The sequence below is a fragment of the uncultured Chloroflexus sp. genome (assembly GCF_938091255.1).
Lineage (GTDB): Bacteria > Chloroflexota > Chloroflexia > Chloroflexales > Chloroflexaceae > Chloroflexus.
The window spans coordinates 32,435-45,831 of sequence record NZ_CALLJH010000024.1; the positions used below are offsets into that span (position 1 = coordinate 32,435).

Here is a 13,397-nt window from a genome sequence, read left to right on the forward strand (position 1 = left end):
AGTGGCCGCAAACCCTACTTACGGAGTAACCTCCATGTCTCAATCACGCTATTGCCCGCAATGCGGATTACCGGTGCCGGCAGGCGAACGGTTTTGCGCCAATTGCGGCGCGCGAATGTCGGAACAGTCGTCGCCGGTAGTACCGGCTCCACCACCCCCTTTCACACCCGTACCATCCCCGCCGCTCGCTGCGTCATCGCGCGCAATGGGCAAGATCGTGCTCTTCGTTGTCATTGGTCTAATCGGATTGCTGGTTGTGGGTGGGGGGATTTGGTTGGTCTTGATGAATCGACCAACCACCACTGCCACAACCGCCACCGTCACTGCTACCCCTCGCCAAGCGGCTACTGCTACCCCGTTGCCAACCGCTACACCGGTAGCTGGCGTCGCTGGCCAGCCCACTCCGCTCGGCGCAGCGGTACTGGCTCGTACTTCCCAAGCCCAGACCGTGCAGGCGCAAGCGCTGTTGGCCCCTACCCAGACTGCACAAGCGCAGGTGTTACTGGCCCCTACCCAGACCGCGCAGGCAATCGAGGCTGAAGTGAGTGCGTTGTTTGCTAATTCGCGGCGGGTGTTTTACGATGAATTTGTTGACAATCGAAACGCATGGTTTACCGGCGTTTTCCAAGAGATCGAACTCGACCTGATCGAAGATGGTGTCTTTAAGGTGCTTTGGACGGGACGCGGCACCTCGTATGAGTTGTATGAACTTAGCGCGTTCACCAACTTCATTGCCGAAGTCGATTGTCATATCGCGCGTGGCGGTGGTGACGGGAGTTGCAGTCTGGTCTTTAGTCAACGCCGTGACGTTGGCATGTACAAGTTTGAATTCTTTATCGATTATTATCGGCTCTTTACCGTGCCGGCTGAAGGCGAACTGGTAACGCTGGCCGAGGGCGATCCTCGTCTGTTTACAACGATTGGCGGTGTCAACCGCTTGCGCGTGATCAAGCAAGGCGATCGCATCCGCTTGTTCATCAACGGCGTCTTAGTTGGTGATCTCCGTGACGCCACCTTCGCCTCTGGCCGGATTGGCGTCTCGACAACGTGCTACCGTGAAGAGGGCGGAGTCGAGGTGCATTTCGATAATTTCGGCATCTGGTCATTACCAGACGTTTAGACGTAAAGACGCACAACCGTGCGTCTCCACAAGACAAGGAACGAACGCTATGTCCTCTCCCTTTCCCTACCTCCTCGAGGAATTTGTGATGGTCAATACGCCAATGGATCGGGTCGAGCAGGTGATGACCGACCAAACCCTTATGGAGCGTTGGATGTCGCCGGCGGTGCAGTTTACGCCACTCGATGGTTGGCGATTTGATGTTGGTGCGCCGTGGCGGTTACGCCTCACCGGGGTTGGCCCGTTGCTCGAAGCCGGCTATGTGGTGGCCGAACGGCGGCCCGGTCTAGTGTTGTGGGCCTTCGATGGCTTCTGGGAGGGGTTCGATGCATGGCATTGGCTGCCATGGCAGGGCCGCACTGATCAGACCCTCATCCAAAACCGGATCGAATATCGCCTCAAGGTGCCCGGTCTCGATCTGATCTGGCCGCTGACCATCGCGCCGCTGATGCAACTTGACGCTAAAGCGCAGATGCAGCGGTTGAAGGTTGTGTGTGAGCGGGGGTAGTGTGAATGGAACACGGATACGCACAGATACGACGGATTGACACGGATTCGCTAAGCTTGTCTAACCGTGTCAATCCGTTCCCACCTGTGCCAATCCGGGTCTAAGGTGTTGTACATACCACCCGCAAGATGTGTTACTCTGATGAAGCATTCACTCCTAGCTGAGGCCGGAGTGAAATCCTGCAGACAGAGGGTTTGCCCACCAATTGGATGATGCAATACCGCCCTCGAAGCGCTATCGCTGCGCAATCAACGGAGCCACTATGTTGCCATTGAAAGACACGATTCCCTCACGCTCGTTTCCGGCAGTCAATTGGGCCTTGCTGGTCGCGAATGTTGTGGTCTTTTTCTTCATGGCGCGCGATGCTCGCCTTGCTGAGGCTTGGATTGCTGCGTTGGCGTTGGTGCCGGCCCGCTTTTTGGCTAACCCGCTCGACCCGACTGAGCTGATCACCGTCTTTACCTCGATGTTTATGCATGGTGGCTGGTTTCACCTGTTCAGCAATATGCTGGCGCTCTACATTTTTGGCGATAACGTTGAAGACAGCATGGGTAGCCAGCGTTATCTGATCTTCTATCTGCTCTGTGGGGTGGCAGCGGCGTTGACCCACGTCTTTTTCAACCCAGCTTCACCAATTCCAACAGTTGGTGCTAGCGGCGCACTGAGTGGCGTGTTGGCTGCTTACTTGCTCTTCTACCCCTCGGCCCGCGTGATCACGCTGGTGCCCATCTTTTTCTTACCATGGTTGATCGAGATTCCGGCGGTAGTGTATCTCGGTTTGTGGTTTATTTCCCAACTGGCGAATGGCGTCTTTTCCATCCTGATCGACGTGCAGGCGATGGGTGGCGTGGCGTGGTGGGCACACATCGGTGGCTTTGTCGCCGGTTTGGCGCTGGCTCCGCTCTTCCGGCAACGGCGTTACGTGCGGCGTTACTATCGTGACCAGTATTATCCATGGTGATGGCTTGTGCAGAGGTGAGCTATGGACTTTTTTTCGCTGTTGTGGCTCTTTTTCATTATCACATCCTTACAGCCGGTGATTAAGCAGCGCATGCTCGATGCCGCCCGCCAGCGTTTGCTTGAACAGTTGGAGCGGAAGCGCAAGAGTCGGGTGATTGCACTGATCCATCGCCAAGAGACGATGAGCCTGCTCGGTTTTCCGCTGGTGCGCTACATTAGCATCGAAGACTCAGAGGCGGTGCTGCGGGCGATCAAGATGACTGATCGCGATATTCCGATTGATCTGATCCTGCATACCCCCGGCGGCTTGGTGCTGGCTTCCGAGCAGATCGCTCGCGCGCTCCAGAAGCATCCGGCTAAGGTGACGGTGTTTGTACCGCATTACGCAATGTCGGGTGGTACCCTGATTGCACTCGCCGCCGATGAGATTGTGATGGACGAGAACGCGGTGTTGGGGCCGGTTGACCCCCAATTGGGCCAGCATCCGGCGGCATCGATCTTGCGCGTGCTTGAACGCAAGCCGCTCAGCGAAGTTGATGATGAGACGCTGATGATGGCTGACATCGCCGAGAAGGCGATCCGGCAGGTGAAGCGCACGGTTTGCGAGCTGCTGCGTGATAAGATGACGGTTGAGCAGGCGGAAGAAGTGGCCCATACGCTGGCCAGCGGCGTGTGGACGCACGATTATCCGATTACGGTTGATGAGGCGCGTGAATTGGGTTTGCCGATCAGCACCGAGATGCCCGATGAGATTTACCAGATTATGGCGCTGTATCCGCAAACTGCCCAGCGCCGCCCTTCGGTTGAGTATATCCCCGCGCCGCGTTCGCGTCAGTTTGATGTGTCGTAGCGTGGGAAGATGCGTTGGTATGACGTGCGGCAGGTAAACTGCCGCGCGCCTATCGATTGATGCGCCAGTATTCGGATGGCCGCGAACGATACGTTGGTATGACGTGCGGCAGGTAAACTGCCGCGCGCTATGTTGGTGCGACAGCGGGTAAGGTTCGCTCGCGCCGATCACTAGATAATTCCTCTCCCCGCCGTTGCCTGTTTTCCCCTTGAGCTTTCTCTTCAACCAGATATAATCATTACTTAACAAAATCTTGATGCCAGCTAGTACGGGCAGAGCCACGCTCTGCCCTTGCTGCCCTTGCAAGCTAGGTGCTGCGCTGTCTGTATAAACAGGTTTCAACCATGACGCTCTCACTTCGTCTCGTCGATATCAATGGCCCGTTTATCGATCAATCGGCCCCGGTGCGGAATTGGTCGTCGTTTCCCTTTTGCCAGATCGATCTGCCAGTACTGCCGTATGTTGATCAAGTGCGCTTGCAGCGTGGCGTCCAGCGGGCGCGTACCTATCTAGCGGCGGTGCAGGCACAGGGGTATACCGGCATCGTCATCGATAATCTGGCCCACTTGGTCACATTTGATCAGGCACCCCAGCAATACTATGCGCCCAATAGTCCTTTTCGCTTGCGCGCACTTGCCTACCGGCAAGCCTTGTTGCCACTGCTGCACGATGCCGCTGCGCGCGGGATGCAGGTCTACGTAACCTGCGATATGCAATGGATGACCAATGATTTGCGCCGTGTTGTTGGGCCAATCGCGACTGATAACCCGCAGGTAGCGGCGCTCAACCGGGCAGCGTTGATCGATCTGTTTACCGCGTTGCCGATGGTGAACGGTGTGATTGTGCGGATCGGCGAGACGGGCGGTGCGCACGATGTGGCTGGCTATACCGGCCATCTGATCTACCACGAGGTGGCCGCGATTCGTCATCTGATCGCAACCTTGTTGCCGGTGTGTACTCAGTTTGACCGTCACTTGATCATGCGCACATGGACGCTCGGTATCGGTGAGGCGGGTGATCTGATCTGTTCGCCGGAACGCTACGCCGCCGTTTTTTCCGATCAGCGCGATCCGCATCTGTTGGTCTCGATCAAGCATACGCCGGCCGATTTCTTCCGGCTGTTACCGCCCAATCCGACCTTGGGCCTGCCCGGCCCGCGCCAGATCGTCGAGCTGCAAAACCGGCGTGAGTATGAGCTATTTGGCTTGGTTCCGGCGGGGTTGGTTGGCTTGCACAGCGCCGCTATCCGGCGCGCGGCTCGCGATCCGCAGTGTGTGGGGGTGTGGGCTTGGAACAGCACCGGCGGTTGGGGCGGCGGCGGTGCATCGGTGGGGCCAAATGGCTGGAACCTGTGGACAGAGGCTAGCAGTGCGTTGACGGCGGCCCTCGCGATACATCCCGAACGTGACGCCGAGCAGTTTGTGAGCGAGTGGTTTCAGCAACGGTTAGCCGGCTACGATTCCGCTTTCGTGCGCGCCGTGACGGCTGCCTATGTGGAGTCAGAGCGGTTGATCGAGCAGGGATGGTATCTGGGCCACGCGCCGGGGATGCAACGGATTGGCGGGATGGTCGTGCCTTCGTTGTTGTGGGTCTGGTGGATGCGCCCCACCGCTGCCTTGCCGGTCTGGGTCTATTTGGCCGAATTGGTGGGTGACGTTGAGCCGGTGATTGCGCAGGCAGAGTGGGCGGTGCAGCGTGCGCAGCAACTGCGCGCTGCTGTGGCAGCGGCGGCGCCAGAGGGTGATCCGCTAGTGCAACAACTCGTCACGAGTCTCGACTATTTGGTTGATGCATTGACCATTGCGTGGCGGGTGCGCGCGCTCTTGCTGCCGCTGGCGGCGCAGGCGCGCGGTCATCAGCGTTGCGATCTCGGTGAGGCAGCAACGATGCTGCGCGCGGCGATGCAACAACATCGTATGCGCTGGGCTGGCCGCACCGATTTCCCGCCGCTTGAGCTTGATGAGTTAGCCTCATTCTTGGCGCGCTGGGAACGCTCACCGGGTGTAGTCTGGCAGCGGGCCCGGCTGGCGGCCCGGCTGGTGGCGTTAGCCCGCCGTCAACCGCCGCGCTCGACCCGCGCGCGGGCTGTGCTCAGCTTCCTGTTTCCCACCCGGTTGCGCCGGCGACTATTGCAAACCGCCCTGCCATGGCTCAGCCGACGGTTAGACCTGTTGCCGACCATCTTTTTTGAAACCGGCCCAGCTCTCGGCGAATGGGCGCGATCGTAGCGCCCGTTCCCGCACCACGCCGGCCACCCCTCGCCATCCCCAATAATGCCCGATCACCTGCGTCTCGCCACGCTGCAATGCCCGCCGCAGATCGGCGGCGCTCGTCCCAGCAAACAGGGTGCGCCCGTAGCCGATCATCGCCAGATCGTGAGCGTCGCTGCCGCCAATGGCGGTTAATCCCAGCGCTTGCGCTTTCTGTGCTGCGCGCCGGTTGTTGGCCGGGTTCCACAGACTAGCATTGAATACCTCGACACCATCGAGGAGGTGCCAGTTAAGATCGGTGCGTTCGGGGCCGAGCAGGTGTTGCCGCCCCACCGATGCGACCAGCGCGCCGAAGGGGTGGGCGGCAAACGCCAGCCCGCCCTGTTCATGCACGAACCTGACCGTTGTAGCCAGATCGAGCCCGGCAGGGATCGGTTGCTCGATGAACAGTGCCAACACGTGCCCGATCGCGGTCGAGATTTCACATCCTACGATCACGTCTATTCCATACCGCAGCGCTAACCGGCGCGCCGCGAATGCGCCTTCGAGCGTGTTATGGTCGGTAATTGCGATCACACGTAAGTCAGTTTCCTCCGCTACATACGACAACACCGCCTCTGGTGAGGCGGCGCCGTCGCTAGCCGTAGTATGGATATGCAGATCAGCAGCGTTGTAGAGCGATGTCACGGGTTATACTCCTTCCCCATTGTGTAGTTCCCGTGGTGAGTGTAGTCTACCTTGATGAAGCCGTTGTGATGACGAGGTCAAGCACAGATGAAGAGCAGTTAAACGGTAGAGCCGGTGCCCTGCACCGGCTCTACGCTCTGCACTACAACGGCTCTACCGTCCCGGTAGCAACGTATACTCTGCTACCGCGCGTCGTTCGCTACGATTACCGTAGGCGCTGATCGCGTACCGGCCAGTCGGGTCTTGCTCGCTCAGATACAGTTCAGCAGCGAAACTACCATCACCAGTCGCTGTCACATCACCGAGCCATTCGGTCGAGTAATCGGGCAAGGTGGCCCAGATAGTGACCACTTCACCGGGCAGAAAACCGCTGCCTTTCAAGCTCACCGCGCTACGTTGCTGGCTGCTGCCCGGCCCGACCGTGAGCGTGGCGTTGCCGCGCGGGCGGAGTGTATCGCCAACCAAAACCTCGAAATCGGCAATGCCGTTGCCGCCGCTCTGCAAGCCGCGTGCGGTCAACGCGTAGCGCCCTACCGGGATGCCATTGCTAGCGATTGTGAGTCCGATCCGTCCTTGTTGATCGGCGGTCTGAGTGCCGAGATCGGCAACACCATTGTTCGGGTAGCGCAGCCAGAGGGCAACTTGCTCTCCTGCTCGATAGCCGCTGCCGCTGAAGGTAAAGGTTGCCCCCTGCGCTTGCGCTGGCTTATCAACTGTTAACTGTACGCCAGCCGTTACGCCGGGGGCCGGCGCAATCTCGACCTCAAGGCTCGCATACGCTTCTCGCCCGCTCTGCCAACCGTGCGCTGTGTAGGTGTAACGACCGGTGGGAGTGAAGGTGGCACCGAGAAAATCGGGTACGTAAGGATGGTTGAAGCGTCCTTGTTTGTCAATAGTCACAGTAGTAACGCCGTAGACGGTGTAATCTGGATAGGTAATCCAGATACTGACCGTTTCGTCGGGTAAAAAGCCGCTGCCGCTAAGGGTGACAATGCTGTTTTGGTGAGCAACGGTGGGTGAGACGGTGAGGGTCGCTGTTTGTGCGCCGGCTGGCCAGCTCCAGATTCCAATGATCAGCGCCAGCGCGCCGGCAAAGACAAGGGTGAAGGGAGTGAGCAACGAGCGGTTGATCATCGGCATAAGCGCCTCCGTTTTGACGAAAAATCAACGTTTCCACGCTTACGAACGATGATTGCGCTAGTTGCTTGCCAACCGATAGATTACGGGAAGCTGACGAGATTGGGTTGGAGCTATGATCCCTATCCCTAATCTCTCACCCAGCGGGGGCGAGGGCGAGGGCCAATAGCCCGCGTCGCGGGCGGTGCGCTGCTGCTAGGGTAGGGCTGGGGCGGTGTCTATCTCCCCTCCCTGTGCCCGCTGCGCCCTTCGCGCCTTTGTGTTACCCGTCTCGGTGTCTTTGCACCCCTTGCGTCTGTACGTTCTGCGAAACATACGCTGCCGTCGCTGCAACCAATGCTATTGCCGCCACTCCCCACGCGACCACTGCCAGCGGCGCGATCGCAGATTGTTTCAGCGCAATCCCGCTGGCGGCCCATGCGATAACCAATGGCAACACACCATCACCCCAGCGACGGGCAAACCACCAGCTCAAACCAGCAGCCAGCGCTAGCAAGACGATGGTGCTGGCAATGCCGCCGGTTCCAGTATCGCGCCAGCCCAGTTCGTACAAAAAGACGCTGCCATTGACCAGCGTGGCCACGCAGATCCACCCTAGATAGATACTGAACGTTGGTCGCACCAGCCAGCGTTCGCCAGCGGTAGGCGTTCCGTGGCTGCGTAACGCGAGGTAGACCCCAATGAGGCCGATCAGTACGCTCACCATTGCCGGTAACGAGAACAGTGGTAAGTTGTAGTGCCACACCAAAAGCCAGATAATGTTACCGGCGCAACTTAGCCAAAACCACGGTGCAGCCGCACGCAGACGGGGATTGCTCGCCTGCCCCGGCAGCGCCTGATAGATGGCGTAGCCGATCAAGCCGGTGTAAATCAGCCCCCAGATGGCAAACACATACCCCGGCGGCGTGATCAAGAGCGGGTACTGATCCGAGATAGCGGCTGTGGTCTGTCCGTTGAGCGGCAAAGTATTGGCCAGCGCATTGATCGCTACTGTCGCCGCTAAGGCTACGATAACGCCGATCTGTTGCAATTGAAATATTGGACGCGCAAGCAATGTCGCCATAGTATTCTCCGGTATAATGTCGGTATCGGGGCGAAAGCTGTGCGTCCGCCTATCTCTATTGTAGAGGAGAGTTGACCATTATGCTAGACTGGAAAGGCTATCTCACCGAGCAGCAAGACCGTTTTCTCAACGAGTTGATCGATTTTCTGCGAATTCCCAGTGTTTCTGCCATCTCGGCCCATGCCGACGATGTCTTACGCGCTGCCGAGTGGGTTGCCAACCGGCTGAGCGCAGCCGGGATGGAGCACGTTGCCATCCTGCCCACGGGCGGTCACCCGGTAGTTTACGCCGATTGGCTGCATGCCCCCGGCAAGCCGACCGTCTTGATCTATGGCCACTTCGACGTACAGCCGGTTGACCCGCTCCACTTGTGGACGCACCCGCCCTTCGAGCCGCATATCGAGCATGACCGCATCTATGCTCGTGGTGCGAGCGATGACAAAGGCAATATGCTGATCCCGATCTTGGCGGTTGAGGCGCTCTTGCAAAGCAGTGGTGCGCTGCCGGTGAACGTCAAGTTCTTCTTTGAGGGCCAAGAGGAGATCGGCAGCCCCCAGATTCCCGCTTTCCTCCAACACGAACGCGAGCGCTTTGCCTGCGATATGGTGCTCAGCGCTGACGGTGGTCAGTGGAGTGAAGAGCAGCCACTGATTTTAGTCGGGTTGCGCGGCGGTTGCGGCGTTCAGATTGATGTCCGCGCGGCTAAGATGGATTTGCATTCGGGGATGTACGGCGGCGTGGTACAGAATCCGATCCACGCGCTGGTGCAGATACTCGCCTCGATGCGTTCAGCAGATGGCATGATCACGATCCCCGGCTTCTACGATCAGGTGCGGCCACTCACCCCTGCTGACCGCGAACGGATCGCTGCCATTCCCTTCGACGAAGAGAAATTGAAAGAGACGCTTGGCGTACCGGCATTGTTTGGTGAGGCCGGCTTCACTCCCCGCGAGCGGGAATGGGTGCGCCCGACGCTGGAGGTGAACGGTATCTGGGGTGGTTTTCAGCAAGAGGGGATTAAGACAGTGCTGCCCGCCGAAGCCCACGCCAAGATTACCTGTCGCCTTGTGCCCGATCAAGACCCGCAGGTCATTCTTGATCTGCTCCAAGCCCACATTAAGCGCCACACTCCTCCCGGCGTCACGGTGACGGTAACACCGCTCGCTTTCCAAGCCTATCCCTACCTCATTCCCGAAGACGATCCGGGTAATGTAGCTGTGCGCGAGGTGCTGGTCGAGATGTACGGGCGTGAACCGTACTATGTGCGCAGTGGCGGCTCGATTCCAGTCTGTACGCTCTTCCAGCGTCAGCTCGGCGCTTATACGAGCAGCTTTGCTTTTGGTCTTGACGACGAGCGGGTGCATTCACCTGATGAATTCTTCCGTCTCAGCAGCTTCCGCAAGGGCCAGATCGCCTACTGTAAATTGCTCGAACGGTTGGGAGGCTGAACGCTCTATCGTTCGTCGTTATATCTGCTTACACTCAGAGGTGTTGCTATGCTCGACTATGCCGCGCTCTACCGTCGCGAACGCACCATGCAAGAAATTGTCGGCGATATGACTGTCACCGATTTGCATGCCGAAACCGACGAGATGTACGATACCATCGAACGGCTAATCGCCGATTGCGTTGATGCCGACGTTACCTTCCAGCCGGTTGATCCCAACGCCAACGATCCCTTCGCCAGCGATCCGAGCGCCGTCAACCAAGCATGGACACTCGGCCATGTGATCGTTCATCTCACCGCGTCATGTGAAGAGTCGGCCTTTCTAGCTGCCGAAATGGCGCGCGGTGTCCACTTTCATGGCCGCTCGCGCTACGAAGTGCCGTGGGAGACGGTGACAACGATGGCGCAGGTACGTCAGCGCCTAGCCGAGAGTCGGCGTATGCTGCACGCATCGTTGCAGATGTGGCCAGATCAGCCCCACCTCGATTATCTGGTCGAACCATGGCCCGGTGCGCCGCCGGTTGATGCCCGTGGTCGCTATGCGCTCGGCCTTGCCCACGCCTACGATCACCTCGGCCAGATCGAAGAGATTGTCCGTCAAGCCCGCGCTGCGCGGGGGTGAGGACAGGTTGGGATAAAATGCGCCGAGGCTGAGCCGGTAAGACAGGGCACGAGACGTGAGGGGCGGGTTACAAACCCGCCCTAATCCTAATTTCCTCTCGGTTGCTCGATGCCATCTGCGACTCGTGATCAACCCTGCTGCAACGCCCGCCATACCACCTCATCACGCATCGGCAGCTCATAGATACGGACGCCGGTCGCATCGCGGATGGCATTAGCAATCGCCGCCGCCCCAGCGGTGATCGGCGGTTCGCCAACGCCGCGTGCGCCGAAGGGGCCATTGGGAGCCGGGTTCTCTACCAGCACCGCCTCGAACGAGGGGAGGTCGGCAGCGCGGGGCAGGGTGTAGTCCATCAAGCTAGCGGTCAGCAACTCGCCGCGCTCATCGTAGCGCAGCGCCTCGTAGAGACCCCAACCCACCCCTTGCGCCGCGCCGCCGTGGATTTGGCCCTCGACCATCAGCGGGTTGAGCGGGAAGCCGACATCTTGGATTGCAACGTAACGCAGCGGTTTCACTCTGCCTGTCTCGCGATCGACCTCAACCTGCACGATATGAGCGACAAAGCCGGGCGCATTCTCGGCGGGGGCGGCTTTTCCATCACCCACAATCGGCCCCGGCCCACCAGCCTGCTCCTCGGCTCGCTTTGCCACCTCACCGATCGGCAACTCGCGTCCGGGAACGCCGCGAATCTGCACCATTCCTTCGCGAATATCGAGGTCATCAACCCGCGCTTCGAGCATATCAGCGGCTATTTCCAACAACTGCCGGCGCGCCTCACGTGCGGCGGCGGCCACTGCGCTGGCCACGCTGTAGGTAATCTGGCTACCGCCGCTCGGCCCGGCAAACGGCCCGCTGCGCGTATCACCAGCCACAATCTCAACCTGCTCTGGCGGCACCCCCAGAATCTCTGCGGCAACCAGCACAAAGCTGCTGTTGACGCCGGAAATATCAACCGATCCGACATGCACGCGGACAACCCCGTCGGTATCGACGCGGCAAATCGCCGCAGCCGGCGACATGCCGCACGGCCAGCCGCCGATTGCCAGTCCAATCCCGCTACCCGGTTGGCGTTCGCGCCAGAGCGGGTGGTGAGCGGCGACTTCGAGCACCTTGGTCAAGCCTATCGACGGCCACGGATCGTTATTGCCCATTGGATCGCCAGTAGTGGCCGCATTGCGCAACCGTAGCTCCAGCGGGTCGAGGCCCAGCTTGTGGGCTAATTCATCCATCGCCGACTCGATGGCGAAGGTTACCTGTGGTGCACCGGGAGCGCGGTAGGCGCCGGCTTGCGGCTTGTGGGTCAGCACTTCGATCACATCGATCTGCACGTTAGGACAGCGGTAGTAGCCGCCGAGCAGCGTGCTCATAATCCCGCCGAGCGTAAATGGGTAGACGCCATTATCATTCACGATCTCGGCTACGAGCGCGGTCAGCGTGCCATCGCGGGTCGCGCCGAGCTTGAGCGTGATCGTGCTGGCCGGCGAGGGGGTGGTAGTAAGAAAGTCTTCTGTGCGGTCAAGGGTGATCCGCACGGGCCGACCCACGGCGAGCGCCGCCGCTGCTGCCAGCGGTTCGAGAATACCGTACTTTGCTCCAAACCCGCCGCCGACTGTCATTGGGACAACCGTTACTTGGCTTGCGCGGAGGCCTAGCAGTCGCGCTACTTCATCGCGCACGCCAAACTGGCCTTGCGTGCTGGTGTAGAGCGTAAGTTGCTTGCGCACCGGATCAATGTCGGCCACGACTGCGTGCGGTTCGAGGTAGCCTTGATGCACGATTGACGTGCGGTAGGTTCCCTCCACCACTACGTCGGCGGTGGCCAAGGCCGCCAGTGCGTCACCCCGGCTAAACTGTTTGTGCTCGTGAAGGTTTGACGCCTTGTGCTCAGCCTGATCGTCACCGCGAGCCACCGCAGCGTGAGCGGCAGTCAGGTCGGCCTCACCCTTCGGCGCGCCCTGCGGCCAGATCACCGGCGCCGCCGGATCGAGCGCCGCTGTCGGTGTGACCGGGCCGGGCAGTGGTTCGTAGTCGATCTGTAACGCGGCCACACCGTCTTCGGCAGCAGCTAGACTCGTCGCCAACACCAGCGCCACCGGCTCGCCACGGTAACGCACCACGCCATCGGCCAGCGTTGTCGTCTGGCGTGACGAAGGCTGGCGGCCACGAGTGGGCAAGTCCGCCGCGGTCAGCACCGCCACCACACCCGGCACAGCGCGGGCTGCGCTGGCATCAATGCTGACAATGCGGGCATGGGCGTACATGCTTAACGCCAGTTTGCCGTGCAACAGACCGGGCAGATGCACGTCGCCAGCGTAGCGGGCACGCCCGGTCACCTTCTCTATCCCATCAACTGATTTACGCCCTTTGCCAAGGTAACGATGAGACGTAACGTTGGTCATAGATGTGCTCCCTTGCTCAATAACATACTTCTCTATCGTACCATGGCTTGATCAGGCAACGGCGCGTTGATGGGCATAGTTGAGCGGCAAATACCATCGAGGCGCATAGCCGTGTGTTTTGTGTCTCACCCTTCTCCTTTCTCGCTAGAGGCGGGATGCTTTCTTGCGTTGCCGGTGTCTCTTATTGGTAGGTCTCCTACCCTCCCCCACAAGGGGGGAGGGCTACTCCCCCACAAGGGGGGAGGGCTACTCCCCCACGAGGGGGGAGGGCTACGGCGAAGGATACGGGGGGAGGGCTACGGATACGGGGGGATACCCCCACCCCCAGCCCCTCCCCCACGAGGGGGGAGGGGGGAGGACGTATTGTGTAGGGCGGAATTTATGCCGCCCCTTG

General features: G+C 59.8%; 11 protein-coding genes. 7 read left to right on the top strand and 4 right to left on the bottom strand.

What is annotated here, in order from left to right; translation table 11 throughout:
- Positions 1–34: 34 nt before the first annotated feature.
- The 5 genes from Q1A00_RS09255 (at position 35) to Q1A00_RS09275 (ending at position 5,666) form a co-directional block, all read left to right on the top strand.
- On the top strand, positions 35–1,120 hold the full coding sequence (locus Q1A00_RS09255) for a zinc-ribbon domain-containing protein (RefSeq protein ID WP_298403397.1): 1,086 nt from the start codon (positions 35–37) through the stop codon (positions 1,118–1,120).
- A gap of 49 nt (positions 1,121–1,169) precedes the next feature.
- A complete protein-coding gene (locus Q1A00_RS09260; RefSeq protein WP_298403395.1) occupies positions 1,170–1,628 on the top strand; it encodes an SRPBCC family protein in 459 nt (152 codons plus the stop codon).
- A gap of 262 nt (positions 1,629–1,890) precedes the next feature.
- Complete coding sequence (locus tag Q1A00_RS09265; RefSeq protein ID WP_298403393.1) at positions 1,891–2,589, top strand: rhomboid family intramembrane serine protease; 699 nt, start codon at positions 1,891–1,893, stop codon at positions 2,587–2,589.
- A gap of 21 nt (positions 2,590–2,610) precedes the next feature.
- Positions 2,611–3,438, top strand: a complete 828-nt coding sequence (locus tag Q1A00_RS09270; protein WP_298403392.1) for an ATP-dependent Clp protease proteolytic subunit — start codon at positions 2,611–2,613, stop codon at positions 3,436–3,438.
- 344 nt (positions 3,439–3,782) lie between these two features.
- Positions 3,783–5,666, top strand: a complete 1,884-nt coding sequence (locus tag Q1A00_RS09275; protein WP_299756427.1) for a hypothetical protein — start codon at positions 3,783–3,785, stop codon at positions 5,664–5,666.
- Here the strand turns inward: Q1A00_RS09275 and Q1A00_RS09280 are convergent.
- The 3 genes from Q1A00_RS09280 to Q1A00_RS09290 form a co-directional block, all read right to left on the bottom strand.
- Entirely contained in the window at positions 5,601–6,335 is a 735-nt protein-coding gene (locus tag Q1A00_RS09280; RefSeq protein ID WP_298403388.1) for a PHP domain-containing protein, read from the bottom strand. The genes Q1A00_RS09275 and Q1A00_RS09280 overlap by 66 nt on opposite strands.
- A 153-nt stretch (positions 6,336–6,488) precedes the next feature.
- Positions 6,489–7,475: a hypothetical protein gene (locus Q1A00_RS09285; RefSeq protein ID WP_298403385.1), complete on the bottom strand. Its 987-nt coding sequence runs from the start codon at positions 7,473–7,475 to the stop codon at positions 6,489–6,491.
- A 259-nt stretch (positions 7,476–7,734) separates the two neighbouring features.
- Positions 7,735–8,535: a TspO/MBR family protein gene (locus Q1A00_RS09290; RefSeq protein WP_298482818.1), complete on the bottom strand. Its 801-nt coding sequence runs from the start codon at positions 8,533–8,535 to the stop codon at positions 7,735–7,737.
- Between the two features lie 80 nt (positions 8,536–8,615).
- Between Q1A00_RS09290 and Q1A00_RS09295 the strand changes: the two genes are divergently transcribed.
- Positions 8,616–9,983 carry a dipeptidase gene (locus tag Q1A00_RS09295; protein ID WP_298482816.1) on the top strand — a complete coding sequence of 456 codons (1,368 nt, stop codon included), beginning with the start codon at positions 8,616–8,618 and terminating at the stop codon, positions 9,981–9,983.
- Between the two features lie 48 nt (positions 9,984–10,031).
- Positions 10,032–10,604 (top strand): DinB family protein, encoded by a 573-nt coding sequence (locus Q1A00_RS09300; protein ID WP_298482814.1) that lies wholly within the window; start codon positions 10,032–10,034, stop codon positions 10,602–10,604.
- A gap of 128 nt (positions 10,605–10,732) precedes the next feature.
- Here the strand turns inward: Q1A00_RS09300 and Q1A00_RS09305 are convergent, their stop codons facing one another.
- On the bottom strand, positions 10,733–13,003 hold the full coding sequence (locus tag Q1A00_RS09305) for a xanthine dehydrogenase family protein molybdopterin-binding subunit (RefSeq protein ID WP_299756432.1): 2,271 nt from the start codon (positions 13,001–13,003) through the stop codon (positions 10,733–10,735).
- Positions 13,004–13,397 lie beyond the last annotated feature (394 nt).

Coding starts and splice junctions, on each gene's coding strand:
- Q1A00_RS09255 (WP_298403397.1), top strand. CDS start 35: ATGTCTCAATCACGCTATTGCCCGCAATGCGGATTACCGGTGCCGGCA.
- Q1A00_RS09260 (WP_298403395.1), top strand. CDS start 1,170: ATGTCCTCTCCCTTTCCCTACCTCCTCGAGGAATTTGTGATGGTCAAT.
- Q1A00_RS09265 (WP_298403393.1), top strand. CDS start 1,891: ATGTTGCCATTGAAAGACACGATTCCCTCACGCTCGTTTCCGGCAGTC.
- Q1A00_RS09270 (WP_298403392.1), top strand. CDS start 2,611: ATGGACTTTTTTTCGCTGTTGTGGCTCTTTTTCATTATCACATCCTTA.
- Q1A00_RS09275 (WP_299756427.1), top strand. CDS start 3,783: ATGACGCTCTCACTTCGTCTCGTCGATATCAATGGCCCGTTTATCGAT.
- Q1A00_RS09285 (WP_298403385.1), bottom strand. CDS start 7,475: ATGCCGATGATCAACCGCTCGTTGCTCACTCCCTTCACCCTTGTCTTT.
- Q1A00_RS09290 (WP_298482818.1), bottom strand. CDS start 8,535: ATGGCGACATTGCTTGCGCGTCCAATATTTCAATTGCAACAGATCGGC.
- Q1A00_RS09295 (WP_298482816.1), top strand. CDS start 8,616: ATGCTAGACTGGAAAGGCTATCTCACCGAGCAGCAAGACCGTTTTCTC.
- Q1A00_RS09300 (WP_298482814.1), top strand. CDS start 10,032: ATGCTCGACTATGCCGCGCTCTACCGTCGCGAACGCACCATGCAAGAA.
- Q1A00_RS09305 (WP_299756432.1), bottom strand. CDS start 13,003: ATGACCAACGTTACGTCTCATCGTTACCTTGGCAAAGGGCGTAAATCA.